We start from the raw sequence: 25,993 nt of genomic DNA, 5'->3' as shown, positions 1-25,993 counted from the left end.
TTTTTAGGTGGCTATCTTCTACTATATCACACTATATTACAACACCTTACAAAACTGTTCGGAAAATTTTCTGTTTTTTATTACAAAAAAAAGACAAAAGACTCTATAATGAGAGAGGACTCGATTGATTATAGATGAGATAGGTGACGGAGAATGGCAATAGAAAAATATTTTCAAACAATAGATGGCAGTCAAATTTTTTATCAAATTTTTGGCAAAGAAACAAATTACCCCCTTGTGTTACTTCATGGTAATGGCAATGATCATACTTTTTTTAATTATCAAATTTCTTATTTCTCCAAGGAGTATCAAGTTATTGCGGTGGATACCCGCGGACATGGACGTTCCACCAATACACAAAGTCAATTAACTTTTCCGCTTTTGGCAGAAGATTTAGCTGGTATTATTCAACAAGAACACTTAACAAAAATTAATTTATTGGGCTTTAGTGACGGAGCAAATATTGCCATGGTTTTTACCCATTTATATCCTGATTTCGTCAACAAACTCGTCTTAAATTCTGGAAATGTCACCATGTCTGGTCTGAAAAAATATGTAACGATTGCCACTTATTTTCAATATTGGTTTTGTCGTATTGGCGCCTTTTTTTCAAAAAAATTGCGCGCACGGCTCCCTATCGTGGCTCTGTTATTTGAAGATACTGGACTGACAAAACAAGATTTAGAACACATCCCCTGTCCTACTCTTGTTATTACTGGCAGTCGAGATTTAATTGCGCTTTCCCATTCACGGGCGATTGCTGATGCCATTCCTGATGGCAAATTGGTCTTGGTAAATAAACAGGGTCATTTATTTGCCAAAAACTCACCAGATATTTTTAATAAAACAATCGAAAAATTCTTAAAGGAAATGAAGGTGTCTAAATGAAACAAATTATTCATTGGATCAAAACGCATACAGGATTACTAAAAACACTGTTTGTTATTGCGGTCTCAATTATTGTTGTTGCCCAACTTTTATCAATTGGTAAAACGATCTCATTTGAACAGTTAAAACAGATTTTTGATGAGATTCCGCTATGGAAATTGTTATTGATGATGGTTATCGGTTTAGTTTCCGTTACTCCGATGCTAAATTATGACTTAACATTAAATCGCATTTTAAACTTGAAAGTCTCAAAACGGGAACTCCTTGAATCTAGCTGGATTGTCAATACAATCAATAATATTGGTGGATTCGGTGGTTTGGTCAGCATGGGACTTCGTTCTGAATTTTATGGAAATAAAACAGAGGAAAAGAAAATTTTACCTGCGTTAACCCATATTTTACTTTTTGTGTTATCCGGTCTATCTATTTATAGTATTCTTTGCTTTTTCCTTGTTCAGTTTGATCCAAAGATGGCTTATTTACAGCAATATTGGATTTGGTTATTAGGTGGCGGTCTTTATTTCCCATTACTTTATCTTATTTTACATTTCCAAAAAAATAGTTCCTTTGGTAACCTCGATGCAAAAAATCGCTTATCTTTAGTTGTTTCTTCGTTTTTAGAATGGACAGGTGTTTTAATTACCTTTATCAGTATTGGTTACTTATTAGATGTACCGATTCCTTTAATTGATATTGTTCCTTTATATGTAGCAGCTTCGATTATTGGGATTGCTTCGATGATTCCAGGGGCTTTAGGTAGTTTTGATGTCATGATGATTTTAGGACTGAGCAACTTAGGTGTCGATCGTGAAATTATTGTTTTGTGGTTATTGCTCTATCGTTTATTCTATTATATTATTCCTTTCTTAATTGGCTGTTTGTTCTTTACAAAACACTTAAGCCAAAAATTGGATACTCATTATCGACAATTACTGAAACAAATTACTTTGGAAATTGCCCACAAATTAGAAGTGGTTTTACTTTATTTTTCAGGAATTATGATGGTGCTCCTAGCCACTATTCCAGAAGCCTTCACTCAAGTGCATTGGTTAAGAGATATTAACCCCTTCCGTTCACATATTATTATTCAAATTCCGAGTATTGTTTTAGGCTTTGCATTATTAATTATGGGACGTGGGATTGCTGATCGTGTTAAAAGAGCCTATTATCCAACGATTATTTTATTAATTGGTGCTATCTTGTATTCATTTGTTGTTGACTTTAGTATGTTTTCCATTTTCTATTTAGCTATTTTATTATTTATCGTTATTTTTTCAAAATCAGAATTGTACCGTGAACAACTGGTTTACTCTTGGGAGTGGATGACGATTGATGGGTTTATCTTTGGCTTGTTGACTTTGTTATACCTGGTAATTGGCGTTTATAATTTACCGAACTTCCCACACCATCGTCATCATTTTGTGGAATTTTTCTTGTTCCCTTCCGAACGGATCTGGTTGTCAGGATTTATCGCTATCCTCTTAGTTATGAGTTTTAACTTTCTATTTGTTCGCTACCTCCAAGGGAAAAAACACCAAGTGGGTGAGTTTCCAGAAGATAGTATCTTGCATAATATCTTAACAACTTATGGCGGGAATATTGACAGTGAACTTGTCTTTCTTCATGATAAACAGGTTTTCTTATATCCCAAAGAAGAACCGACTGTCTTTTTACAATTCAACACCATTAATAATAAATGTGTTGTGATGGGCAATCCTTCGGGGAACAAAGAAGATTTTCCTGCGGCGATTGATGCATTCCTTAAAGAAACAGATCGTTTCGGCTATGTCCCCGTCTTTTACGAAACCAATGAGGACAGCGTGATGTTACTACACGAATATGGCTACGAATTTATCAAAATGGGCGAAGAAGCCTTAGTTAATCTAGAAACATTTACGATGTCTGGGAAAAAATTCAAAGGCACCCGAGCAGTGTTTAATAAAATTACCAAAGCCGGCTATTCATTTGACGTACTCCAACCTCCTTTTAGTGCCGAACAAATGCACGAATTAAAAGCTATTTCAGATAGTTGGTTAGACAATCGAAAAGAAAAAGGCTTTTCACTGGGATTTTTCGATGAAGCGTATCTTCAAAGAAACCCAATTGCTGTTGTCCGAAATGCTGAAGGAGAAATGGTCTCTTTCGCTAATATCATTCCTAGTTACACAAATGAAGTTGGTACCATCGACTTGATGCGTCACCATAAAGAAAAAGCCCCTTCTGGAAGTATGGATTTCCTATTTATTCATTTATTTGAATATATGAAAACAGAAAATATTCATTATTTCAATTTAGGGATGGCTCCGTTAGCCAACGTTGGTCAATCAAGAAAAAGTTTTATTCAAGAACGGATTGCTGCGTTAATTTATGAATTTGGTTCAGAAATCTACTCCTTCCAAGGATTACGCGAATACAAGGAAAAATTTGCTAGCAAATGGCAACCCCGCTATACACTTTATTCTAAAAGTAGCTGGATTGTCTACGTGATGATTGCTTTACTCATTGTCGATCAAAAAAATATTGACTAACAAAAAGAAGCCCAATTAAGTATAAAAAGCTTGGCAACTTCACTGAAATTTAGTGAGGTTGCCAAGCTTTTTAATTTCTTTCATCTAGTTTTTCTTTAATTAAAAAGGCTGTTTCTTCGACAGATTTTGCGGTTACATCAATCACTGGGATACCATACTTCGCAAAAATTTCTTCGGCATAGGCTAATTCTTGTTCAATCCGTTCAACATTGGTATAACTGGTCTCATTACCTAAACCTAAGGAAGCCAACCGACTGCTACGAATCTGTCCTAATATTTCTGGCGAACAAACTAAACCAATCATTTTTTGTGGATCCATTTCTTCCAAAATTGGCGGCAATGGAACTTCTGGAATTAATGGTAAGTTAGAAACGCGGTAGCCTTGATTTGCTAAATACATACTGACTGGCGTCTTTGAGGTCCGCGAAACGCCTAACAACAATATATCAGAATCAAGAAACCCTTGAGGATTTTTGCCATCATCATATTTTACAGCAAATTCAATCGCTGAGATTTTATCAAAATAGGCACGATCTAGTTGGTGGCGTCGTCCAGGCTCTTCAATAGGATCTACTCCGGCTTTCGCTTGAATTAATTCAAAAAATGGCGCCATTAAATCTAAATATAACAACCCTGTTCGTTCACTAAATTCTTTCGCCGCTGTGATTAGTTGTTTACTGACTAATGTACTGACAACTAAGGCTTTATCTTTTAAGGCATCTTTTAAAATCTCCAATAATTCTTCTTCTGTTGTGACAAAAGAAAAATTGTATCGATTAAGAAAAGAAATATCTGGATATTGTGCGCTTGCTGCAGCTAACAATTTTTGTGATGTTTCTCCAAGTGAATCGGAAATAGTATAAACAATGATTTCTTTTTTCATAATTAAGCTCCCTTATCTGTTTTGTGCGGCTTCTTTCGCTTGTTGCGTAATATAGGTTAAAATTTTCGTTTTCGTAATTTTTCCAATAACTTTTTTAGGATTTTCTTTTTCAACGACTGGCAAAGAATCCACTTCGTATTTTTGCAAAGTGTCAGCAGCTTCAAGAATAGTAAATTCTGGTGTGCAGGTTTTCACATGTGGCACTCTTGTCATACAAACAGCAACAGGTGTGCCATCAATATTTGTATTTAAAGAGGCCCGTAATAAATCTTTTCGTGACAAAACCCCTAATAATTCTTTTGCTTCATCCATGACATAAAGAGAACCGACATCATACATAAATAAGTTGGTAATCGCATCTCGAATTGAGGTGTCTTGGGCAACCATCAATGGTGGACTCATGATCTCCTGAACTTTTGTTTGAAAAACATCAAAAAAGAAAAAAGCCTCCATATTATCACTTTCGTAAGTATAACCAACTTTCGGACTTGCTTTTAAAATTCCTGAAAGTGTTAAAAAAGACAAATCAGAACGCAATGTCGCACGTGAAACGGTTAGTATGTCCGAAATGCGTTCACCACTAACTGGCTGATGCTCTTTTACAACAGCGATAATTTGCTCTTGTCGTTTACTTAATTTCATCATTTCCTCCTCAATCCCTCTTAAACAAATTGTGCATTCGCTTACAATTATACACATATTTATTGTTTTTTCAACATATTGACAAGAAACTTTTTCTATTGACAAACTTATTTCCGTCTATTATGATGTTTATTGAACATATAAGACACATATTAAACGGAGGTCACGCATGAAAAAGTTTATTTATTCTTTTAACGAAACACACAATGAAGGTAAAGAGACTCTTGGTGGTAAAGGGGCAAACTTGGCAGAAATGACACGCTTAGGTTTGCCGATTCCGCAAGGATTCACGATTACAACCCGTTGCTGTATGGACTATTTGGCAGATGCTACTTTCTTTGAAGAACACTTACAATCAGAAATTTTGAAAGCGGTTAAAAACCTAGAAACTGAAACAGGCAAATCTTTTACCTCGGACAATGAGATTCTCTTAGTTTCCGTTCGCAGCGGTGCTGCCTTCTCGATGCCTGGTATGATGGATACTATTTTAAATTTGGGTTTAAATGATCAACGTGTGAAAAAATTTGCGACCTTAACCTCTCCTGGTTTTGCTTTTGACTGTTATCGCCGACTTATTCAAATGTTTGGAGACGTCGTCTATCACATTCCCAAAGAATTATTTGACCAACAAAAAGAGCGCTTGGAACAAGAGCTAAACAAAAAAATTATCGCTTTTCAAGAAGCAGATCATTTCGCCTTGATTGTCCGCTACCAAGAAGTTTTTGAACAACATCAGGTGGTCTTCCCGCAAGACCCTGTCGCACAACTTTTTGAAGCAATCAAAGCTGTTTTTGATTCATGGAATAATCAACGTGCGGTGGTTTATCGAAACTTACATCATATTGCACATGACTTAGGTACAGCTGTCAACATTCAAGAAATGGTTTTCGGCAATCGTGGACTAGACAGTGGCACTGGCGTTGTCTTTACTAGAAATCCGGTCACAGGGGAAAATCAACTGTTTGGAGAGTTTCTTTTGAACGCGCAAGGAGAAGATGTAGTGGCTGGTATTCGGACGCCAGAACCCATTCGTCGTTTACGTTTGACTATGCCAAAAGTTTATCAAGATTTTCGCCATTACGCAGAACTTTTAGAATATCATTATCGTGACATGCAAGATATTGAATTTACCATTGAAAATGAAAAATTATATATTTTACAAACAAGAAACGGGAAACGAACCGCCGCAGCTACGGTTAAAATTGCTTTAGACTTAGCCAAAGAAAATCGCATTACTAAACAAGAAGCACTGTTGCGTGTGACACCTGATACGATTGATCAATTAATTCATCCCGTGTTTGATCAAGAGAAACGACAACACATGGAACGCTTAGCTATGGGTCTTCCTGCTAGTCCTGGTGCAGCAAGTGGCCAAATTGTTTTTACAGCAGAAAAAGCCAAAGAACTGACCAATCTAGGAAAGAAAGTCATTCTTGTTCGTCAAGAAACTTCACCAGAAGATATTGAAGGCATGGTTGTAAGCGAAGCAATTGTGACCAGTCGTGGCGGAATGACTTCTCATGCCGCTGTGGTCGCACGAGGAATGGGAACTTGCTGTGTGACTGGTTGTGAAAGTTTAACCGTCAATGAAGAAGCCAAACAACTACACTGCGGGCCACAGGTCATCTTAGAAGGAACAATCATTTCCGTCGATGGCTCAACGGGGGAAATTTATCTTGGCGAAATTCCTACAATTTCTGCTGATAATAACGATGACCTTCAAGAGCTCTTGTCTTGGGCAGATGCATATGCTGATTTAACTGTTCGTGCCAATGCAGAAACTACACAAGATTTAGAGACTGCTATCCGTTTTGGCGCAGCGGGGATTGGTTTAGCGCGAACAGAGCATATGTTTTTCGGTGAAGAGCGTGTCTTGGAAATGCGTCGCCTGATTTTAGCAGAGTCTGAAAAGGAAGCAACCTATGCGTTGGAGCAACTTCTTCATTTTCAACAGGAAGACTTTTATCAAATGCTGAAAGTAGTTCAAGACAAGCCCATGGTGGTCCGCTTGTTAGATCCGCCGATGCATGAGTTTTTACCTCATGAAAAGAATGATATTCAATTATTGGCGAAGCAACTACAACGGTTCCCAGTGACCATCGCCAAACAAATTGAACGGTTACAAGAAACCAATCCAATGTTGGGCCATCGTGGTTGTCGCTTAGGTGTGACCCAACCACAAATATACAAAATGCAAGTTACAGCCTTATTTACTAGTGCCATTCGATTAGTCAAAGAAGGAATTACTGTTTATCCAGAAGTGATGATTCCTCTAATCGCCGAAAAAGAAGAACTTCTCTATCTCAAACGCATTTTAAAAGAAACGATTGACGGTCTCTTTGAAGAACATAAAATGACTCCTTTCCCTTACGAAATCGGGACAATGATTGAACTACCTAGAGCTTGTCTGATTGCGGATCAGTTAGCAGAAGAAGCAGACTTTTTCAGCTTTGGAACAAATGATTTAACACAAATGACCTATGGTTTTTCTCGTGATGATATCGGTAAATTCATTAATACGTATCGGGAAAAGAAAATCATTACCCAAGATCCGTTTCAATCACTAGATCAAACAGGTGTTGGTCAACTGATTCAATTAGCTGTAGAGAAAGCGCGTCGTACTAAACCAAACATGAGTATCGGCGTATGTGGAGAAGTCGGAGGTGATCCGCAATCCATCACGTTTTTCCAAACACTTGGCCTAAACTACATCTCTTGCTCACCTTATCGGGTACCTATTGCGAAACTCGCAGCTGCCCAAGCCAAAATTTTAACCGAACCGGCTGTGACTGAAGAACAAATGGTCCTTCTTTAATTTAACGTGTGTAACAAATGATTCATCCTTACAAGATAAAAAGTGCTAGGAACATCAGTCGAAACGGCTGATGTTCCTAGCACTAAATTTTAAGATCAATGATTGTACTCTGGTTATTTTCTTATAAACGCGGCATCTTTTGTCAAGGGGTCTGTTACATCTGATACATATCTTTCTACTTTCATATGCAAATCATATTTTTCTCTAAGTTCCGTAATACGGGTCATCATTGGAGAAGCGTGGTGTTTGTCTAATGCTTCCTGATCTGTCCAACTATCAATCAGCAGAACTGTTTCTTCATCGTCCATTGGAAAAAAGTATTCATAGCGACTATTCCCTTTTTCTGCACGAATCGCCTCTACAATTCCGCTGGCAATCATTTCTTTGGCAAATTCTCTTGCACGTCCATTTGTCCCACTATAATAAATATTTATAGTAATCGCCATCTGTCTTCCCCCTTAAATTTACTTGCCTTTTTACGTTCCCGACTGGAATTGAACCAGCGACCTACCGCTTAGGAGGCGGTTGCTCTATCCTACTGAGCTACGAGAACAATCTGTTTTAATTTTAGAAGTCTTCACTACATCTGTCAATAGACAAAAAGAAAGTATCTCGCATAAACAATTATGCGAGATACTTTCTTTTAGTGAAACACGTCGTTCGTTTATCTATTATTTTTTTTGCCGCCGATCAAGAATCATTTTTCCTAAATAATAAAGTCCTGTCGCAATAGCTATATATTGCCCAATTTTATTATTGCGTGCAACTTTTTCTTGTTTCGTTTTCGCCATTGTCCCCATCACCTTTCTAAAATAATTCTTTTTACATTTTTATTATAGTAGGTTCTGTCATTTTTTGCGAATAAACACACTTTTAAAAATAATCTTCTAAAATTGGCATGCCTTTGACTAAACGTTGGCCTAAACGTTGAGCTGTCGTTGCGTCTCCTTGCAAGCGTTCATAAAAAGATAACGTCTCTGCTGAACGATAGCCCAAGAATAGTTGCGTCCACGTTTGGATATCTGCTTTCAAAGCAGCAGTCCCTTCTTTTTCCACAGCACCTTTAGTCACTGTCGCTTTTCCTTGTTCGTCAATTGTGATTGTCCAAATGCCTTCATTCCATGGCCCATAGGAATCTTCAATCTCTAAAGAATACGTTTCTTTTTCTCCTGATTGAAATGGATACTTTTCCAGAAATGTTTGTAACTCAACGATTCGTGCCATCATGTAAGGTAAAATTTTTACAGAAGCTGCTGGCGTTGGCATTAAATCATTTAAATCTTTTCCAGCAAAACCATTAATCCAATGGAACGATTGAACGGAACCACTATGTGAGCCAATAAACCCAGCTAAAGCTTTAAAAGCTGTATTAGTTAAATAGTTCCATTCTACGATTTCAAAGGTGCCAGCAGCTATCCGATAAATCACATAACCTTCCGCTTTCCCTTCTGACGAATAATAAATCGCTTGATTATTTGGTTTACTGGCACGATTCAGCGTATAATCCAGCCACCAAGTTTCACGGATCACACCACCAGAGTGCGCTCTTTGATTTTCAAGGTATACGTCTTTAATGACCTCTTTACCGTCAGCCCAAGAAACTCGTTTAATGGTACCTGGAACTCGTTTAACACGTGGCCAATCTTCCGTTTTAATTGTATACTCTGCTTGTTCAAATGTTTGTTCATAGCCATATTGACGATAAAATGGATATGAAAACGGTGCTAAGTAAGAAAGGGCAACCTTTTGTTTCGCTAAATCAGCCAACATTTCTTTCATAATAGCAGAGATGCCGCCTTCACCACGATATTCTGGATAAGAAGCCACATAGCCAATTCCAGCCATGGGATAGCGGACACCATGGAAATTCACTTGAAAAGGTGTCGCCATCACTTGACTTGTTAATTGCTCATCAATTAGGAAGCCATAGCTTTGCGTATGTGACAACAATTTTTCAAAACGTTCTTGGCGTTCCGCCGTGGGTTCCTGATTAAAAGCATAGATGACAAGATCAAACATCTCTTTCATTTCTTCTTTGCCCATTTTTTTGACTCTTTTAGTTGTCATTTTCTTTCCTCCTCGCACATTGTATCAATTCATTTTATCACAGAAACGGTTCTCTTTCTAAAAGCCGTTATTTGCTGTCATTTCTTTGAACCAACGACCGCTTTTCTTAATGGTCCGTTTCGCATCATCATCTAAATCCACAGCGATGAAGCCATAACGATTTTTATAGGCATTAAGCCAAGACCAGTTATCCATACACGTCCACATATGATATCCTTGAACATTACTACCTTCTTGAATCGCTTGATGCACCCATTTCAAGTGATCCTGCACGAATTCAATCCGATAATCATCTTCAATGACTCCTTGTTCATTGACAAAGCGTTCTTCTCCTTCTACGCCCATGCCATTTTCTGAAATGTAGCAGCGAATGTTGCCATAATTTTCTTTTAAATTCATTAATGTATCATAAATACCTTTTTCGTAGATTTCCCAGCCACGGTAAGGATTCATTTTTTTGCCAGGCATATCGTAAACATCATAAAAATCTTCTGGAAGTAAGCCTTCTGGTCGTGTTTCAACAGGTGTTTCTTTTGCTTTGGCACGACGTGGTTGATAGTAGTTTACTCCTAATAAGTCCACAGTATTTTCAGCAATTATTGCTAAATCTTCTGGCGTTGTTTCTGGCAATAAGTCATTTACTTTCGCCCAAGCAACCATATCTTCTGGAAAATGACCTTTAACAGCCGGGTCTAAAAACGAACGGTTAAAGAAACCATCGACAAATTTAGCCGCATTTACATCGGCTTCGTTGTGCTCATCACGAGGATAAGTCGGCGTTAAGTTTAAAATAATGCCAATTTCACCTGATAAGTTCATAGAGTGATAGACGGCAATCGCTTTGGCACTAGCTAAAGCTTCATGATAGAGTACTTGAATCCCTTCTTTTAGATTCACTTTATCAGGATAATGCCAGCCATAGAGATAACCACCTTCAACTGGTACAATTGGTTCATTGTGCGTAAACCATTTTTTCACGCGATCGCCAAACAATTCAAAACAGGTTTTGGCAAAGTCAACATACAAATCAACCACTTCACGGCTTTCCCAACCGCCTTTTTCTTGAAGTACCATCGGCATATCAAAATGATACAAGTTCATAAAGGGCTCAATCCCGTGTTCTAATAAATCATCAATCACTTGATTATAAAAATCAACTGCTGTTTGATTGACTTTCCCTGTTGTAGGATCTGGAATTAAACGGCTCCATTGAATGGATGTTCGAAAAGAGTTATGTCCCGTTTCTTTCATTAACTGAATATCTTCTTGGTATTTTTTATAAAATTGTGAGGTCTTATCTGGACCGACTTGTTGAAAAAATTTTTCTGGCGCTTCTTGATACCAAAAATCCCAAATATTTTGACCTTTACCATCACCTTCAAAAACGCCTTCTGTTTGAGGACCGCTGGCTGCAGAACCCCACCAAAAATTTTCTGGAAATTGATATTTCATGTTGTTTGCTCCTTTACGATTTAATCATTAAAAAAAGGATTGAACCCTCCGTAAGAGTCCGGACGATTCAATCCTTCGATTTTTTACTCAGCTGCTTCTGCGGCTGCTTCTTGTTTCAAGTATTGATCTGTTGCTACTTTTACGAAAGGCATGTAGATCAAAATAGAAATCAATAAGTTAACAGCTGCTAAAACTCCGCCGGCGATACTCTTCGTTGCTAAAAATCCGCCAATAATTGGTGGTGTTACCCAAGGTGGCATAAAGGTTGCAGCTGGTACTAAACCAGTTGCTGTCGCCACATACGCAACAGTTACAAGAACCATTGGGACTAAAATGAATGGGATAAACATAATTGGGTTTAAAACAATTGGTAAACCGAACATGACTGGTTCATTAATATTAAATAGTCCTGGTGCTAAACTTAAGTTTGTAATGACTTTGTATGGTTTGTTACGACGACCTACGATAAAGATAGCAATTAACAGACCTAATGTTGCTCCTGTTCCACCTAAGTTTACAAATGAATCAAAGAAAGGTTTGTTTACAATATAAGGAATTGCTTTACCTGCTTCTAAAGCTTTAATGTTCGCATCAATCGCTGGTACGTTGATTGTTTGCATTAATGGGTCAACCATGTTGGCACCATGTAAACCAAAGAACCACAAGAATGGTGTAATGAAAGCTAACAATAATGCTGATGGGTAGCTGTTTGCAAGTCCCATAAATGGTTGTTGAACTGCTTCATAGAATGAAATAACGATATTGTCAATTCCTAAAGCAAATAGAATTGATGTAATTAAACTAAATAAACTGATTGTAATCATTGCTGGTAATAATGCCGCAAATGATTTTGCTACTGCTGGTGGTACACCATCAGGCATTTTGATAACTAATTTAGGATTGCCAGATAAACGTTGGAATAGTTCTCCTGAAATAAGTGCAATAATCAAAGCAATAAATAATCCAGTTGCGCCCATGCCTTCTAAGCCGCCAACTGCGAAGAATGAAGCTACAGAAACTGTACCGGCTGCAATGCCGTCTTTTCCATAAGATTTAACTAAATTGTGTGCTACTAAAAAGGCTACTAAAACGGCAAAGATTGCGAATGTACCGTTCCAAATGTTGCCACCAAAGCTTTTCCAAATTGGTGCATCGTTATACATCATTGGGAAAATTTTGTTTAAAAAGTCCTCATATCCTGGAATTGGAATATTATTAATTAATACCGCCAAAGCCCCTAAAATCATTAATGGCATCGTTACGACAAACGCGTCACGAATTGCTACCAAGTGCCGTTGCGCTGCGATTACTGACGCTTTCGGCATAAAGTGTTTCTCCATCCATTGAACAAATCCGTCCATTGTTATTCCTCCTAATTAACGCTTTCTCAAGCGCGTTTTTCTTATAAGACGCATTGACAACGAGATTACTCGTTATCAATACGGCGATAAAGATCGATAATTTCTTTTGCTAAATCTGTAAATGCAATCGCAGTCATTAAATGATCTTGACTGTGCACTGTTAACAATGTTACTTGCATGTTATTGCCTTTTGCTTCTTCTGTTAACATTCCTGTTTGCGAATGATGTGCATGTACAAGTGATTCTTCTGCATCTGCAATTTTTTTGTCTGCTAATTCAAAATCCCCCGATTTTGCTGCGGCAATCGCTTCCATTGCATCGCTTTTAGCATTTCCGCCATACATGATTAAACCCATGATTGCTTCTAAGTTCTGTTGTCCGTCCATTACCTCTACCCCATTTTCTGCTCTAGTTTGATGATCCCATTAATGAAATTGCTTGATCTAAAACTTTTTCGCCATTCATCATGCCATAGTCTGCCATGTTAATGACATCTAAAGGAATTCCTTTTGGTTGTAATTTTTGTTCAAATTGCCCTTTCATGAAACGAACTTGTGGGCCTAATAATAAAACATTTACCTCTTTATTTTCCAAGTTTGTATCTGCTTCAGAAGCCGATACTGCAAAGATGTCTGCTTCCATGCCACGATCTTCTGCTGCTTTTTGCATTTTTGTTACTAATAAACTTGTGCTCATTCCTGCGGAACAAACTAACATAATTGTTTTTTTTGCCATTTTCCTTCATCTCCTAAATTCTCTTTGTTTTGCTTTACACCTTTATATAAGCAAGAAGCGTGCCAAGTTTTAACACATTGAAAACCTTGATATGACAACGTTTTTCAACATAGAAAGCGTGTACACACTAAAAATAAAACGATTACACACAGCTTTTTTGTGTGCGTTTCCAAAATAATAGGGCAACAAAAAAAAGTGAGCGATAAGTCGAAACGACTCATCGCTCACTTTCTAAAGCTGAAGAGAATCAACTGGACAAAAGCCGCTTTTTCCCTTTAAGCAGTTTCCATCATTTTAAGCATTTTATAAAACTGTTTCTTTTTAAAATAACTTAAAAAGATACCTAATACTGCATCATTCAGTTTTTGTAACGCCCCATAAGAAACCATTGTTTCTGTATAACGCAGTTCACAGCTTTTTTCATCAATTGGCTGGAGCTCATACCGCACCGAGAAATCATTTTTAGTTGTGGATGTTCGAAATTGATAGGTCTTATTTTCTACAGCTTCTTCAATAACTATTTTCGCGCGACTATTTTTACTATATTCTTTGATATATTCAAACTTACGCAACTGCTTTCTTGTAAGAGTTTTGCCTGTTTGCTTACGGATATCAAAAATAACAGAATTCATTAATTGCGTGTAAAATTCATCTGCTGAAATAGTTAATGTTTTCGTAATTTCCATTACCGTTTCACCTCATCCTTTGTCGCCTCTTCTTCAGCAACTTTTTTTCCTTTAAAAAACAGGTAACCACCAAGTCCAATGAAAAAAATCCCCGTTGTCAGACTTAATAAATCATAGTTTAAGGAGCTGGGATTCAACGAATACAAAACAATCAAGAAGCCAATACTACATAAAAATAATCCATTTCTAATCATTTTCATCCATCCTATCTTTTTAGACTACCGTTGCTTGGAAGTATAAAACGCCACCCCAAGGTTGTTCCTTAATCAGCTGTTTTGCAACTTGTGCAGCAGTTTCAGGGTCTCCTTCAACTTCAAAAAATAACTTAATACCATTCTTTTCTTTAAAAGCAAATGTTTCATTTTCCCCTTGATATGCCTCTAGTAAAGTAATAATTTCCTCTTGCTTCATTGCACTTGCAATCGAAATCATGCCGCTCGCTCCTTTCTATACAAGTAATTGCTGTTTTTATTGCCTATTGCTCACTTTCGCCTAATGCAGGATCCATTTTGTTAGCAGCGATAACAAACGGTGTCCAAATCAAGAAAGTGACTACCATACATACCAACGCTACGATTGGTGCGCGCCAGTCGGCACCTGTCGCTAAGAAAGATAATAGCAACGGCGGTGTCACCCATGCGACTTGTTGAGAAACTGGGGCGACTAGCCCAAGATACGTTGCAACCCAGCCAATTGTAGTAGCAACTAATGGCGCAATTACAAATGGAATAAACATAATTGGATTCAGAACAACTGGTAAACCAAACATAATCGGTTCATTGATATTAAAGATCCCAGGTCCTAATGATAATTTACCGACTGTTAAATAATCTGCTCGTTTGGAGAATAACAAGATTGCAATAATTAGGACGATTGTACCGCCTGAACCACCAAACCAAGCAAAAGCATCAAACGAACCACGGACCCACATGTAGGCTTTACCGTCGTCAATAGCGGCTAAAACCGCAGCTGTTCCTGTTTTTCCTTCATAACCTTTTTGGAAAATATCAATATTGATTAATTGTGCTTGTCCCCAAATTCCTTCAAGAACTGGTGCCAAAACGTTTGGCCCATGAATACCAAAGAACCAGAAAATTTGAACAAAAACTGTTACGATTAACACAGCTCCTAGTCCTTGTGATAACCCAAGGAACGGTTCCGCGATATATTTTTGAATTAAGTCAATTAATAATTGACCGCCTGAAAGTTTTGACACCGTAAAGTTAATAATCGCTACGACATACAACGCGATTGTTGCTGGTAAAATTGCCGCAAACGCTTTTGAAACTGCTGGCGGAACAGAATCAGGCATTTTTATTGTTAAATCCGCTTGCATTAATTTACAAAAAATAATGGTTGATAAAGCGCCCATAATCATCACCGTAAAGAAAGCGTTACCATTTAGATGGTTGAGATTTAACCAACCCCATGGATTGACAGTCAATTGATTATTAGCAATTGACGCACCAATTTCTGCCCCATTAATTGCGTTGGCAATCTTTTCTGGCACTTTTACAGCTAATTCAGCTGTGTTATTCGGTGCAAAAGCAACACCTGAAATTAAGGTAGCTAAACTGACAATCCCACCAGCTAGCTCATTCACATTGTATGCTTTCGCTAAGTTATAGCCCCAAGAAAAAGCGAAAATCAAACCAGCGATAGCCAATGTACCATTCCAAACAAAACCATTAATCCCAATGATGACATTCAATACTGCAAAAATACCTTTGTCTGCTTCCAAACTTGCCGCATAAGTTGAGACAAACTCTTGGGGAAGATCTCGAATAATTGCGTTAATCATTACGGCGACTGATCCAGCCATTGTCGCAGGTAATGTACCAATAAAAGCATCCCTTAGTGCCACCAGATGTTTCTGTGCACCAATTTTTGCGGCAGTTGGTAAGATATATTTTTCCATCCATGCCATTAATCCGTTCATTTTTATTCCTCCTGTATCCATTTATATTTATTAAAAAGGCAGTAGCCTCATTAAACGAATGAATCGAGCGTACAAAACAAAACCTTTGGTAACATGCACTATCCTTATTTGCTATTCACTTTTCCTAAACGTTTTAATTCCTTATCCCATTAATGAGATTGCTTGATCTAAAACTTTTTCGCCATTCATCATGCCATAATCTGCCATGTTAATTACATCTAAAGGAATCCCTTTTGGTTGTAATTTTTGTTCAAATTGCCCTTTCATGAAACGAACTTGTGGACCTAAAAGTAAAACATTCACCTCTTTATTTTCCAAGTTTGTATCTGCTTCAGAAGCCGATACTGCAAAGATGTCTGCTTCCATGCCACGATCTTCTGCTGCTTTTTGCATTTTTGTTACTAATAAACTCGTGCTCATTCCTGCGGAACAAACTAACATAATTGTTTTTTTTGCCATTTTTTCTTCATCTCCTTAAAAATTATGACGTTATACACTTTATTTATAGCAATAATTGTGCCAAGTTTTTTCCTCATTAAAATACTGATATAACAGCTTTCACCATCAAAAAAAGCGTGCACACACTAAAAGAAAACGCTTACACACATGAAATTGTGTGTAACTTACAAAAAGAAAACATCAAGAAAAAAGAGAGCGTTTTCTCATTTCTTGATGTTTTTTTATTTATTATTGTTTACTTTTAATTTCATTTTCTAAAAACATTTGGGTAACATGCGCAACTTCCGCTTCTGGAATCGTCACACGATACGCCCGTTCAATTAACATAAAATTCGTGCGTACGACATCGATTTCTAAACGATGTGTTTTAACATATTCCGCTAAGTTTGGAAAATTTCTTGTTTCTTCTCCTTTAATTAAAGCATCTACCAGAAAAGCCAAATGAATCATGATTCCGGCATCCACCCCTGGTTCAACAATAATATGCATGTCTGTTTGTATTTGATGAACTGTTTTTTGTAACATGAGAATTAATTTTTGTAAGGAGTCCACAGAAGTAATGACGCCACTTAGTGAATGAACAATTGTATCAATTGCCACTTCATCACTAGCAATCCGTTTCAATACATTTAATTTTTCATCATCAAAAATATCATAGACGGAAAAGAAGGGAATATTTTGATATTCAACATCCACAGTTCCCGCAATGGCCTTAATTTCATATTCTTCCATCAAGTTGTCGATATGCTTTTTAAACGTTTCTCGTTCAATAAATTGCATTTGAATCAGTTCTACTTTTGTTTCATCAATAACGGGTAAGATTCGTTGGTATAGTTTTGCGGCGACCCCTTCTCCTGTAAAGCACGTCACGATTACTGCTTTTTTTACGTTTTGACGTTTTTGCAGACTAGAGCGAAATTGTTCTCTCACAACGCTTTCAAAAGAAAGTTGAATATTTTGGTAAATGTCCTCTAAACTTCGTCCCACGCTTGCCATTCGAATAGCTTCTAAGACAATCATTGTGCTCGTCATTGTAATCGCCTTCGTTCGGATACCTGTTTCTTCAAACAACATATTTCCAAACGAATTTAATGAACCCATATCGGTCAGTAATAAAATCCCATTATTTAACGATTCTTTTTGCGTAATTACTTGGTTTCGTAATTGTTCATACATTGTTTGAACTTCCATCGTTAACGGCATATTCATCGCTGTTCCGATTGACGTTCCTAAAAGTTCTTGGGCGGTTTTCAACATACTTGAGGCAGTAGAATCCCCATGCATTAAGACGAACACACCAACATTATTTTCTGGAGTTCTTTCTTCTTTACCGACATTAATAGATAAAAACATACTAATAAAGCCAATTTCATCGAAAGGAATCTCTATGTTGTTCTCTTCTTCAATAATAGAAGATAAATCTAAGGCTACTTGAAATTCTTTTTTCATATTTTTACGGACATTATTTAAATCAGGATGGACAATCACGTGACCTTCTTTGACACGTTCAATCGTACTTTGTAAATGAAGCGCAAAGGCAAAGCGTGCTGTTTCGTTGTACGTGTGTTCCAAACGCTCTTCTGCGATATCATAAAGACGATTCGTTAAGTCCCAAATAGCTTCTGGTAATAACTCCTTATGTAAAGAATGTTGGGTTAATTCTTCGACATAATTTTTAAAATACGCATTCATATCTTTAGAAATCAATTCTTCTAAATCAACATTTTCTAAGTCAGCTTCAGACAAGTCAGCGACTTTTTCTTCGATTTCATTGTAAACTTGCATGTCTCTAGCTGGATCTTGCGACCAAACAATTTTGTTGGTACCTGGCTGGAAAGATAAATAATTACTTTTACTATCGACAAATTGATCCAAGCGCTCAGGTACTTCTTTAATTTTTAATAATCCTTTTTGGACAGGTAACGACAAATCCCGTTTACGGATAACCAAATGTTCTAAATTGTGCGTCCGATAATAAAGAAATGACTTAGCACAAACTAATTTTAAGTCCCGCTTCACCTGACCAATATTTCCTTCTGCATCGTATAACATGAACGCCAAAACTGCTTCGCGTTCGATATCAATTTGCTGGCCCAAACGTGTTGCCTCTTGCTGAATAAATAACGAAATGATGGCATAACGCTCATCTAGCGTCCGTGCATCTAAAGATGGCAATGTAATCGACATCGGAATCCGCCGATTGAAAGTGGTTAAAAAGTTTTCTGAGGATTCCGTTGTCGCACCAATAATTTGAACAGAGGCTTCATAGGTTTGACCACTTTCGCCTAATGGACGGTACACGCCTTTATCAATAAACGTAAAGAGCATTTCTTGACCTTCTGGCGGTAAGCGATGAATTTCATCTAAAAAGAGAATCCCGCCATCTGCTTTTGCCATTAAGCCTGGACTATCTTCATTCGCACCAGTATAGGCACCTTTTTTTACGCCAAAGATATGACCAAATAATAATTGTGGGTTTTGTGCATAATCAGCACAATTAAAAGAGACAAAAGGGGCATCTTCATCTAAGGTTTTTGAATCAATGGCAAAACGGTACATACATTCAGCAAAAAGAGATTTCCCTGTTCCTGTTTTCCCAAAAATAATCGTATGCAAACCTCTTGGTGGATATAAAATAGCCGCCTTGGCCTGCTGAATACTCACTTTTAAAGAATCATTGGCACCTACTAATGTGTCAAAACTAACAGAGGTGGACTCATCTACATGGACTTGTTCTCCTTCATTGATTGTTGGCACTGAATAGATAACAGGACGTCCAGTACTTCTAGTAATTTTCTTTTCTTTGAATAATTCATTTAAATAACGGCTGGCATTACTGCGATCAATCATTAACTGTTCTGCTACCGCTCCTGCCGTTAAGCCAGTTTCATTTTTTTGAAGTAACGCTAAGATTTCTTCCTTCCGAGATTTCATGGAATCCTCCTCGATACAACGTTCTGCTTGAAGCTCGTAAAGCGTTATTTCTTCGCTTTACGAGCTCCTTTGTTTTTCGTGTTTTTCTTTTTGTTTTTCTTCTTTTTGCGTGTTTCTTGTGGTTCTTTGACAACAGAATTTACTGTTTCTGGTTTTCTTTCTTTCGTACTCTTTTTTTCTGAATACGTATCTTTGACTACGTTCTTTTTTTCTAGTTCATCTTTGGCTTTTGGCTGTTCATGAAGTGCACCATCATATAAAAAGATTTCCTGATAAGGAATGGCCAATTGTTTCATCAAACGTTGATAATCCCTTTTGGTGCCATCGTTGATAAACGTAATCACTGCCCCTTGTGCACCCATCCGGCCAACGCGACCAGAACGATGAATATAGCTCTCTTCGGTTAAAGGAACATCTACGTTTACGACGTAAGGGACCCCTGTGAAATCTAAGCCCCGTGCCGCAATATCCGTGGTTAATAACAACTTCACTCGTTCTGCTTTAAATTGATCGATCGCCAATTTACGCAACTGTTTACTTTGATCTGAAGCCAGACCAATAGCCGGCACATTCTCATAAACTAATTTTTCTTCTGCTGCACCTAAATCAGCAACTTGATTGAAAAAGACCATGCTTCTGAATGCTTCTGTATGGGCCAAACGACGTAAGTAATCAGCTTTTTTTCTTGGTGCTAACCGAATAAAGTAGTGGGCGACTTGACCTGCTGAAGTATCTTCTTCCGTCACATCAATCACCTGTAATTTTTGGCTTAAAGATTGCGCTTGATTCACGACACGATCAGCAGTCGCTGAATAAAAAACAAGTTGGTATTCGGTTGGTGTGTGTGTCAAAATTTGCTTGGTTAAACTTAGCTCTTCCTCTTGGAAAAGTTGATCAACTTCATCCATTACAATTGTTTTTAACAACTGAGCTTTGACTTTTTTATTCTTCATTAACTCTAAAATCCGACCTGGTGTTCCGATTAACACTTCAGGACGTTTTTTTAACTTGTCAATCTGGCGTGAAACATTTGCCCCGCCGATTAACGTTTGAACCGTTAATTGAAGTGGCTTAGCCCAAGTCCGAGCAACTTCAGCAATTTGCATAGCTAATTCTTGAGATGGAGCAATAATCAACAATTGATTTCCCTGTCCTTTTTCAACAGTTAAGAGTAAAGGCAGCATGTAAGCAAGTGTTTTTCCAGTTCCTGTCGGCGAAATTCCTAAAACATTTTCTCCTTCGCGAAGGGGCGTAAAACTTTTTTCTTGAATTGTTGATGGTTCGTTAAAGCCAGAAACTTGCCACTGTTCTTGCCAAGCCTCTGGAAGTTGTTCTAAAAATCTCATATTGTTCCTTTCCTATCGCTTAATTCTTATTTATCAGCATCAAAAATAATGCCGGCACTATGACGTAAATCAGTGACTACTTTATTGACATTTCGAGCAAGCTCAACCCATTCTTCATACTTGGTGCCCCAATACTTATCTGTTGGGTTATTTAAAACTGCTGCAAAATCACGGGCTTCTTCAATCATTGGATTATCGGCTACTTGAATATCTAAGACATCACGTTCTTCATGTGCGCGATCATGGTACTCAGCCGAAGAAATAGCATTGACACTATCTAAAATCAAGGTCCCGTTTTCAAAGTAAATTTCGGATGGGGCAAAAGAATCACTAATTTTCCCAGTGTTTAACGTCACGTCAAACTGATCATAACGTAAAATAATTGTTCCTAAGCCATCGACACCTGTTGCAATTTTACTAGCAAAATAATGGCTTTCCTTTGGTACGCCAAACCAGCCCAAGGCTGCATAAACTAAATAAACGCCTAAATCTGCTAAGGCTCCCCCAGAAAAATGAGGAGAAAAAATATTTGGCTCTTTGCCTTCTAATACTTGATCATAGCGAGAAGAATATTTCATATACGTAAAATTCGCACCTAAAATTTGGTTTTTTAATGGCAATAATTCAGCAATTTTTTGGAAACTTTGCTCATGAATATTACGGGCCGCTTCAAAGAAATACACACGATTTTTATTCGCTAATTCAATAATTTCTGCCATCTCATCAGGTGTTGAAAAAGCTGGTTTTTCAACAATTACATTTTTTTTCGCTAAAATTGCTTGTTTCGCTTGTTCAAAATGTAATGAATTTGGTGAGGCAATATAAACCGTATCCATATGTGCAATACCAAAAAACGTCTCTAAATCAATTGCATATTCCACATCCCCATAGCGAGAACCAAATTCTTGTGCCGTTGCTAGTTTCCGAGAATAAACAGCCGTTAAATCGTACGCACCCGTTTCTAAAGCTGCTGCAACAAATTGATGACTAATCCAATTGGTACCAATTACGCCTAAATGTATCATAATCAAAAACCTCCATTTTTTGTTTATTTACTCTCTTTATAATAGTAATCTCTCGTACAAAAGTCACGTAATTACCCTGACTTAAAGCGCTAGGAGTTCTTCAAGTTATTTATTAGGATCATCAAATGCCTGTAATAAATCAAAGGTTACCTGTGACTTAAGTTCAATCGTTGCTGGTGTTACGTGGCAATTGTAAGCAAGGACTTGCACACCTTGATCAATTGCAGCACCCAGATTTTCAGCAAAGGCAGGTTGCATCTCTTGGTGAATCGTTGCTTGCTTAATTTCTTCAAATTGGACCACAAACAAAACGTAACAGCGGTAACCCGCTTTAGTTGCAGCCATTAGTTCAGTGACATGCTTCAAGCCACGAAGTGTTGGCGCGTCAGGAAAAGCACCGATGCCTTTATTTTCTAAAGTCATGCCTTTCACTTCGACAAAAGCTTGTTCGTCTGCATCCGTTTCCACTAGAAAATCAAATTTTGAATGTGCAAATCGTTGCTCACGTTTAACAGTTTGGATCGTACCAACTAAACCAGGAAGCACAATTTGACCATTTTTTAACGCTTCATTGACTAATGTATTCGGTACTTGGCTATCAATATTAATCCAAAAAGAACCTTTTTTTACTGCAATCAAATCGTAATCTGTTTTTCTTTTAGGCGATGGTTGATAACTAAGCGCCACAACAGCACCTGGTAAAAAAACTTCTTTCCCTCTGCCAGTATTTTTGACATGTGTGATTACTTCTTCATTCGTTTCCATTAAACGACAGTGTGCAATAAACCGATTGGGTCGTTCGATAAAATAAGCAAGCTGGACATTCGGGTACTTCATACACAGACTTCCTTTCTTACACACTATACCATAAAAAAACAAGGAAAAGTATAGACCAAAACCAACAATTTTACTATCTTGTGTCAATCATTAAATATTTGTCAATTCTCAGCGATTTAGTCGAATATTTTAGACAAGTTCTATATAATAAAGGTAACGAAGACGAATAAATGAAAATGAAGGTTAGGAGGAATTTCTTTGAAAAAACATTGGACTTTCTTGGTTGGTGCATCTTTACTTACTGGATTAGCAGGCTCTATCCTCTGGAAAAAAAATAAACAGCTCCCTTCCCCACAGGAGCTTCAACACAACTATACTGGGCATTGGTGGTTTGTGGACGTGAAGAAAGCCACGCAACACACCTTAGAAATCACCTCATCTTTCAATGTTTTCATTGATGGCAAACAAACGCATGCCTTGCTTGTTGAATTAACCCCTAAACGCTTAGTTATCTTAGATAAGTTAGGTTACCATTTAATCATTCAATGTGAAAATGGTGTCCCTGCGACGCTTTACGATGAAGCCGACGATGAAACCTACACACTAGAACGGGCCATTTACAATTAATAAATCACCCACGACACATAAAACGAAGTATGTGCGGTGGGTGATTTATTTTTTACATCCCTTGCAAAAGCATTCAGAAAGTTTTCTTACAACTTGAATATTATTAAATAGTCAAATGCGCCTTTTTCTGATAAACTTAGGATGATGTTTTTTTGAAAGGATGAGCCCCTATGACACCAAATCGCGAAGACTATTTAAAATTAATTTTTGAATTAGGTGGCGACGAAGTTAAAGTGAATAATAAACAAATTGTTTCTGGACTCGATGTTTCGGCAGCTTCGGTTAGTGAGATGATTTCAAAGTTAGTAAAAGAAGATTTGGTTGAGCATTCTCCTTATCAAGGGGTACAATTAACTGAAAAAGGCTTAAAAAAAGCGAGTACGTTAATTCGCAAACACCGAATCTGGGAAGTCTTTTTAGTAGAGCACTTAAATTACACTTGGAATGATGTGCACGAAGAGGCAGAAGTTTTAGAACATGTTACTTCACAGACGCTTGTGAACCGTTTAGCGGATTATTTAAATCATCCAGAATTTTGTCCACACGGTGGTGTTATTCCCGAAGATAATCAACCCATTCATGAGGAGAAACGCCAAACGTTAACAGACTACCCTGTTGGCACAAAAGTTCGGATTGCACGTGTCTTAGACGAAAAAGAATTACTGGATTATTTAGTTTCCATTGATTTAAATATTCAAGAAGAATATACGATTAAAGAAATTGCTGCATATGAAGGACCGATCACCATTTATAATGAAAACAAAGAGCTATCCGTCAGCTTTAAAGCAGCAAACACAATTTTTGTTGAGCCGTTGATTAGAGAAAGTGAGGAAAACTAATGAATGAAAAAGTAGCATTATTTACTATTTTCGGGGGGACAGGTGATCTTGCCAAACGCAAATTGTATCCTTCCCTGTTCCGCTTATATAAAAAAGGATTATTAGCTGAGCGTTTTGCGGTGATTGGTACCGCACGTCGGGAATGGACAGACGAATACTATCGTGAAATCGTTCGTGAAACCATTCAAGACTTAAATCCTACGGCCGAAGAGGCAATTGAATTTTCTAGTCATTTCTATTACCAATCACATAATGTGAATGATACGGAACATTATAATACCTTAAAAGAATTATCTGATCGCCTAAATGAACAATACCACTTAGAAGGCAATCATGTTTACTATTTAGCTATGGCCCCTCAATTCTTTGGAACCATTGTTAATCACTTGAAATCACAACATATTATTTCGGAAGAAGGCTTTGATCGTCTAATTATCGAAAAGCCATTTGGTTCTGATTATGAATCTGCCTACGAATTAAATGAAGAAATTCGTGCTGCATTTCCTGAACAAGATATTTTCCGAATTGACCATTACTTAGGCAAAGAAATGATCCAAAATATTTCAGCCATTCGTTTTGCCAATAATATTTTTGAATCACAATGGAACAATCGTTACATTGATAATGTCCAAATCACCTTCGCTGAAAGCTTAGGTGTCGAGGATCGTGGCGGCTATTACGACCACAGTGGCGCACTAAAAGATATGGTTCAAAATCATATTTTACAAGTCGTTGCATTGCTTTCGATGGAGCCTCCTGTTGCCTTTTCTGAAAAAGAAATTCGGACTGAAAAAGTAAAAGCTTTACGTGCCATCCGCCTTTATTCTGAAGAAGAAGCCCTTCAAAATTTCGTGCGTGGCCAATACGGCGAAGGTCAGCTAGCTGATCAAACATTTGCAGCCTATCGTGATGAACCGAATGTGGCAGAAACTTCATCCACTGAAACTTTTGTTGCTGGTAAATTTTTAATTGATAATTTCCGTTGGTCTGGCGTCCCTTTCTATGTTCGCACAGGTAAACGATTAACTGAAAAAGGCACACGCATTAACATCGTCTTTAAACAAGTACCTATTAATGTCTTCAAAGATGATACGTGTGAAGAATGCGATAAAACCGATTTACCACCGAATGTTTTAACTATCTATATCCAACCAACTGAAGGATTTTCATTAACCTTAAATGGAAAAGAAATCGGTCAAGGGTTCAATACAACTCCAGTGAAACTTGATTTCCGTCAAAGTGCTGAAATGACTGAAAATAGTCCAGAAGCATACGAAAAACTTCTATTAGACTGCCTAAATGGCGATAGTACAAACTTCTCTCATTGGGACGAAGTTGCCCAATCTTGGCGCATTGTTGACATTATTCGACATGCTTGGGATAAAACAGACGTTTCTTTCCCTAATTATGCCGCTGGCACAATGGGCCCGCAAGCTGCCTTCGACTTATTAGAAAAAGATGGCTTTACTTGGGAATGGCAACCAGATAACTGGTACCGTGACCGCGGTCAACTTGATCAATAAATAAGCCAAAAAAGATCCGCTAGTTAACGACTAGCGGATCTTTTTTTAGTGTAAATAAGTGAGCAATATAACCATTAGATTCCAAGTAAAATGAGCACTAATGGAATACCAAATATTTTGATAATAGCCATATAAGACACCATATAAAATCCCTGCACTAAAATAAGGTAATAACAAAATAAGTTGACCATCGATTCCATTGACTTCTGCATGCATATATGCAAAGACAAAACTACTGATGACAATCATAAGATACTTAAGAAAACCTTTTTTTGGCGGAATCAAACAATATCTATAGACTAGTTCTTCTATGATTGGTGCAAAGATAAGTACTTCAAAAGCCCTAGAAAACGAAGGAATCCATTCATCAAAACAGATTTTGGATAATGAATGATTCAATGTACTATTTAAGCCAAGATAAATCATGCCCTCACCAATTAGGTAAACAATAATCAAACAAAACAATC

The 25,993-nt window shown here is 37.4% G+C and carries 24 protein-coding genes and 1 tRNA gene; 6 read left to right on the top strand and 19 right to left on the bottom strand.

Features of this window, described 5'->3' with window-relative positions:
• Positions 1–153 precede the first annotated feature (153 nt).
• Together IGL93_RS03905 and mprF are read left to right on the top strand one after the other, a co-directional pair.
• Positions 154–888 carry an alpha/beta fold hydrolase gene (locus tag IGL93_RS03905; RefSeq protein ID WP_002361424.1) on the top strand — a complete coding sequence of 245 codons (735 nt, stop codon included), beginning with the start codon at positions 154–156 and terminating at the stop codon, positions 886–888.
• Positions 885–3,416 carry a bifunctional lysylphosphatidylglycerol flippase/synthetase MprF gene (gene mprF / locus IGL93_RS03900; RefSeq protein ID WP_002358907.1) on the top strand — a complete coding sequence of 844 codons (2,532 nt, stop codon included), beginning with the start codon at positions 885–887 and terminating at the stop codon, positions 3,414–3,416. The genes IGL93_RS03905 and mprF overlap by 4 nt, the downstream gene beginning before the upstream one ends.
• 70 nt (positions 3,417–3,486) lie before the next feature.
• Here mprF and IGL93_RS03895 read toward each other — a convergent pair whose 3' ends face one another.
• Entirely contained in the window at positions 3,487–4,299 is an 813-nt protein-coding gene (locus IGL93_RS03895; RefSeq protein ID WP_002366402.1) for a pyruvate, water dikinase regulatory protein, read from the bottom strand.
• A 12-nt stretch (positions 4,300–4,311) separates the two neighbouring features.
• The gene (locus IGL93_RS03890; RefSeq protein ID WP_002373646.1) at positions 4,312–4,941 is read right to left on the bottom strand and encodes a helix-turn-helix transcriptional regulator; all 630 of its coding nucleotides are present in this window, start codon (positions 4,939–4,941) and stop codon (positions 4,312–4,314) included.
• A gap of 169 nt (positions 4,942–5,110) precedes the next feature.
• Here IGL93_RS03890 and ppdK point away from each other — a divergent pair, with 169 nt between their 5' ends.
• Positions 5,111–7,756, top strand: a complete 2,646-nt coding sequence (gene ppdK, locus IGL93_RS03885) for a pyruvate, phosphate dikinase (RefSeq protein ID WP_010775684.1) — start codon at positions 5,111–5,113, stop codon at positions 7,754–7,756.
• Positions 7,757–7,869: 113 nt separating this feature from the next.
• On the opposite strand, the gene IGL93_RS03880 is transcribed toward ppdK, so the two are convergent.
• From IGL93_RS03880 to sfsA, 16 genes are all read right to left on the bottom strand, one after another.
• Positions 7,870–8,202, bottom strand: coding sequence for a putative quinol monooxygenase (locus tag IGL93_RS03880; protein ID WP_002358903.1), 333 nt, complete (start codon positions 8,200–8,202; stop codon positions 7,870–7,872).
• A 33-nt stretch (positions 8,203–8,235) separates the two neighbouring features.
• Positions 8,236–8,309 (bottom strand) — tRNA-Arg (locus IGL93_RS03875).
• 320 nt (positions 8,310–8,629) lie between these two features.
• Entirely contained in the window at positions 8,630–9,823 is a 1,194-nt protein-coding gene (locus IGL93_RS03870; RefSeq protein WP_010775683.1) for a GNAT family N-acetyltransferase, read from the bottom strand.
• A gap of 57 nt (positions 9,824–9,880) precedes the next feature.
• Positions 9,881–11,275 (bottom strand): glycoside hydrolase family 1 protein, encoded by a 1,395-nt coding sequence (locus IGL93_RS03865; protein ID WP_010713798.1) that lies wholly within the window; start codon positions 11,273–11,275, stop codon positions 9,881–9,883.
• Positions 11,276–11,358: 83 nt separating this feature from the next.
• Positions 11,359–12,636: a PTS sugar transporter subunit IIC gene (locus IGL93_RS03860; RefSeq protein WP_002355920.1), complete on the bottom strand. Its 1,278-nt coding sequence runs from the start codon at positions 12,634–12,636 to the stop codon at positions 11,359–11,361.
• A gap of 65 nt (positions 12,637–12,701) precedes the next feature.
• A complete protein-coding gene (locus tag IGL93_RS03855; protein WP_002355919.1) occupies positions 12,702–13,022 on the bottom strand; it encodes a PTS lactose/cellobiose transporter subunit IIA in 321 nt (106 codons plus the stop codon).
• Between the two features lie 22 nt (positions 13,023–13,044).
• Positions 13,045–13,371, bottom strand: coding sequence for a PTS sugar transporter subunit IIB (locus tag IGL93_RS03850; RefSeq protein ID WP_002355918.1), 327 nt, complete (start codon positions 13,369–13,371; stop codon positions 13,045–13,047).
• A gap of 275 nt (positions 13,372–13,646) precedes the next feature.
• Positions 13,647–14,057, bottom strand: a complete 411-nt coding sequence (locus IGL93_RS03845; RefSeq protein ID WP_002355917.1) for a DUF3284 domain-containing protein — start codon at positions 14,055–14,057, stop codon at positions 13,647–13,649.
• Positions 14,057–14,257, bottom strand: a complete 201-nt coding sequence (locus tag IGL93_RS03840) for a DUF3188 domain-containing protein (protein WP_002355916.1) — start codon at positions 14,255–14,257, stop codon at positions 14,057–14,059. Before IGL93_RS03840 ends, IGL93_RS03845 begins: the two co-directional genes overlap by 1 nt.
• Positions 14,258–14,270: 13 nt before the next feature.
• Positions 14,271–14,489: a hypothetical protein gene (locus IGL93_RS03835; protein WP_010713799.1), complete on the bottom strand. Its 219-nt coding sequence runs from the start codon at positions 14,487–14,489 to the stop codon at positions 14,271–14,273.
• A 43-nt stretch (positions 14,490–14,532) separates the two neighbouring features.
• On the bottom strand, positions 14,533–15,996 hold the full coding sequence (locus IGL93_RS03830) for a PTS sugar transporter subunit IIC (RefSeq protein WP_002364646.1): 1,464 nt from the start codon (positions 15,994–15,996) through the stop codon (positions 14,533–14,535).
• Between the two features lie 141 nt (positions 15,997–16,137).
• The gene (locus tag IGL93_RS03825) at positions 16,138–16,455 is read right to left on the bottom strand and encodes a PTS sugar transporter subunit IIB (protein ID WP_002355913.1); all 318 of its coding nucleotides are present in this window, start codon (positions 16,453–16,455) and stop codon (positions 16,138–16,140) included.
• A 228-nt stretch (positions 16,456–16,683) separates the two neighbouring features.
• A complete protein-coding gene (locus IGL93_RS03820; RefSeq protein ID WP_002373633.1) occupies positions 16,684–19,389 on the bottom strand; it encodes a sigma 54-interacting transcriptional regulator in 2,706 nt (901 codons plus the stop codon).
• Between the two features lie 44 nt (positions 19,390–19,433).
• Positions 19,434–20,735, bottom strand: a complete 1,302-nt coding sequence (locus IGL93_RS03815) for a DEAD/DEAH box helicase (protein ID WP_010713801.1) — start codon at positions 20,733–20,735, stop codon at positions 19,434–19,436.
• A 26-nt stretch (positions 20,736–20,761) separates the two neighbouring features.
• On the bottom strand, positions 20,762–21,760 hold the full coding sequence (locus IGL93_RS03810; protein ID WP_002383416.1) for a Gfo/Idh/MocA family protein: 999 nt from the start codon (positions 21,758–21,760) through the stop codon (positions 20,762–20,764).
• A 105-nt stretch (positions 21,761–21,865) separates the two neighbouring features.
• Positions 21,866–22,597, bottom strand: coding sequence for a DNA/RNA nuclease SfsA (sfsA, locus tag IGL93_RS03805; RefSeq protein WP_002378135.1), 732 nt, complete (start codon positions 22,595–22,597; stop codon positions 21,866–21,868).
• A 198-nt stretch (positions 22,598–22,795) separates the two neighbouring features.
• Here sfsA and IGL93_RS03800 point away from each other — a divergent pair, with 198 nt between their 5' ends.
• The 3 genes from IGL93_RS03800 (at position 22,796) to zwf (ending at position 25,526) form a co-directional block, all read left to right on the top strand.
• Positions 22,796–23,164 (top strand): DUF4828 domain-containing protein, encoded by a 369-nt coding sequence (locus IGL93_RS03800; RefSeq protein ID WP_002355908.1) that lies wholly within the window; start codon positions 22,796–22,798, stop codon positions 23,162–23,164.
• A gap of 170 nt (positions 23,165–23,334) precedes the next feature.
• Complete coding sequence (locus tag IGL93_RS03795; protein WP_002355907.1) at positions 23,335–24,003, top strand: metal-dependent transcriptional regulator; 669 nt, start codon at positions 23,335–23,337, stop codon at positions 24,001–24,003.
• Positions 24,003–25,526 carry a glucose-6-phosphate dehydrogenase gene (gene zwf, locus IGL93_RS03790; protein ID WP_002366392.1) on the top strand — a complete coding sequence of 508 codons (1,524 nt, stop codon included), beginning with the start codon at positions 24,003–24,005 and terminating at the stop codon, positions 25,524–25,526. The genes IGL93_RS03795 and zwf overlap by 1 nt, the downstream gene beginning before the upstream one ends.
• A gap of 45 nt (positions 25,527–25,571) precedes the next feature.
• Here zwf and IGL93_RS03785 read toward each other — a convergent pair whose 3' ends face one another.
• Positions 25,572–25,982, bottom strand: coding sequence for a CPBP family intramembrane glutamic endopeptidase (locus IGL93_RS03785; protein ID WP_224800302.1), 411 nt, complete (start codon positions 25,980–25,982; stop codon positions 25,572–25,574).
• Positions 25,983–25,993 lie beyond the last annotated feature (11 nt).

It is taken from the genome of Enterococcus sp. DIV1328a, assembly GCF_050536905.1.
In the GTDB taxonomy this organism is placed as follows: domain Bacteria; phylum Bacillota; class Bacilli; order Lactobacillales; family Enterococcaceae; genus Enterococcus; species Enterococcus faecalis.
The sequence above is the reverse complement of the archived record's forward strand: the minus strand, read 5'-3'. Positions and strand labels throughout refer to the sequence as shown.

Bases quoted from the DNA above. Each gene is read 5' to 3' on its own strand.
- IGL93_RS03825 (WP_002355913.1), bottom strand. From the start codon at position 16,455: ATGGCAAAAAAAACAATTATGTTAGTTTGTTCCGCAGGAATGAGCACG.
- IGL93_RS03815 (WP_010713801.1), bottom strand. From the start codon at position 20,735: ATGAGATTTTTAGAACAACTTCCAGAGGCTTGGCAAGAACAGTGGCAA.
- IGL93_RS03890 (WP_002373646.1), bottom strand. From the start codon at position 4,941: ATGAAATTAAGTAAACGACAAGAGCAAATTATCGCTGTTGTAAAAGAG.
- IGL93_RS03835 (WP_010713799.1), bottom strand. From the start codon at position 14,489: ATGATTTCGATTGCAAGTGCAATGAAGCAAGAGGAAATTATTACTTTA.
- zwf (WP_002366392.1), top strand. From the start codon at position 24,003: ATGAATGAAAAAGTAGCATTATTTACTATTTTCGGGGGGACAGGTGAT.
- IGL93_RS03880 (WP_002358903.1), bottom strand. From the start codon at position 8,202: ATGGCGATTACTATAAATATTTATTATAGTGGGACAAATGGACGTGCA.
- IGL93_RS03860 (WP_002355920.1), bottom strand. From the start codon at position 12,636: ATGGACGGATTTGTTCAATGGATGGAGAAACACTTTATGCCGAAAGCG.
- IGL93_RS03845 (WP_002355917.1), bottom strand. From the start codon at position 14,057: ATGGAAATTACGAAAACATTAACTATTTCAGCAGATGAATTTTACACG.
- IGL93_RS03855 (WP_002355919.1), bottom strand. From the start codon at position 13,022: ATGGACGGACAACAGAACTTAGAAGCAATCATGGGTTTAATCATGTAT.
- ppdK (WP_010775684.1), top strand. From the start codon at position 5,111: ATGAAAAAGTTTATTTATTCTTTTAACGAAACACACAATGAAGGTAAA.
- IGL93_RS03795 (WP_002355907.1), top strand. From the start codon at position 23,335: ATGACACCAAATCGCGAAGACTATTTAAAATTAATTTTTGAATTAGGT.
- IGL93_RS03865 (WP_010713798.1), bottom strand. From the start codon at position 11,275: ATGAAATATCAATTTCCAGAAAATTTTTGGTGGGGTTCTGCAGCCAGC.
- sfsA (WP_002378135.1), bottom strand. From the start codon at position 22,597: ATGAAGTACCCGAATGTCCAGCTTGCTTATTTTATCGAACGACCCAAT.
- IGL93_RS03810 (WP_002383416.1), bottom strand. From the start codon at position 21,760: ATGATACATTTAGGCGTAATTGGTACCAATTGGATTAGTCATCAATTT.
- IGL93_RS03850 (WP_002355918.1), bottom strand. From the start codon at position 13,371: ATGGCAAAAAAAACAATTATGTTAGTTTGTTCCGCAGGAATGAGCACA.
- IGL93_RS03840 (WP_002355916.1), bottom strand. From the start codon at position 14,257: ATGAAAATGATTAGAAATGGATTATTTTTATGTAGTATTGGCTTCTTG.
- mprF (WP_002358907.1), top strand. From the start codon at position 885: ATGAAACAAATTATTCATTGGATCAAAACGCATACAGGATTACTAAAA.
- IGL93_RS03870 (WP_010775683.1), bottom strand. From the start codon at position 9,823: ATGACAACTAAAAGAGTCAAAAAAATGGGCAAAGAAGAAATGAAAGAG.
- IGL93_RS03905 (WP_002361424.1), top strand. From the start codon at position 154: ATGGCAATAGAAAAATATTTTCAAACAATAGATGGCAGTCAAATTTTT.
- IGL93_RS03820 (WP_002373633.1), bottom strand. From the start codon at position 19,389: ATGAAATCTCGGAAGGAAGAAATCTTAGCGTTACTTCAAAAAAATGAA.
- IGL93_RS03830 (WP_002364646.1), bottom strand. From the start codon at position 15,996: ATGAACGGATTAATGGCATGGATGGAAAAATATATCTTACCAACTGCC.
- IGL93_RS03895 (WP_002366402.1), bottom strand. From the start codon at position 4,299: ATGAAAAAAGAAATCATTGTTTATACTATTTCCGATTCACTTGGAGAA.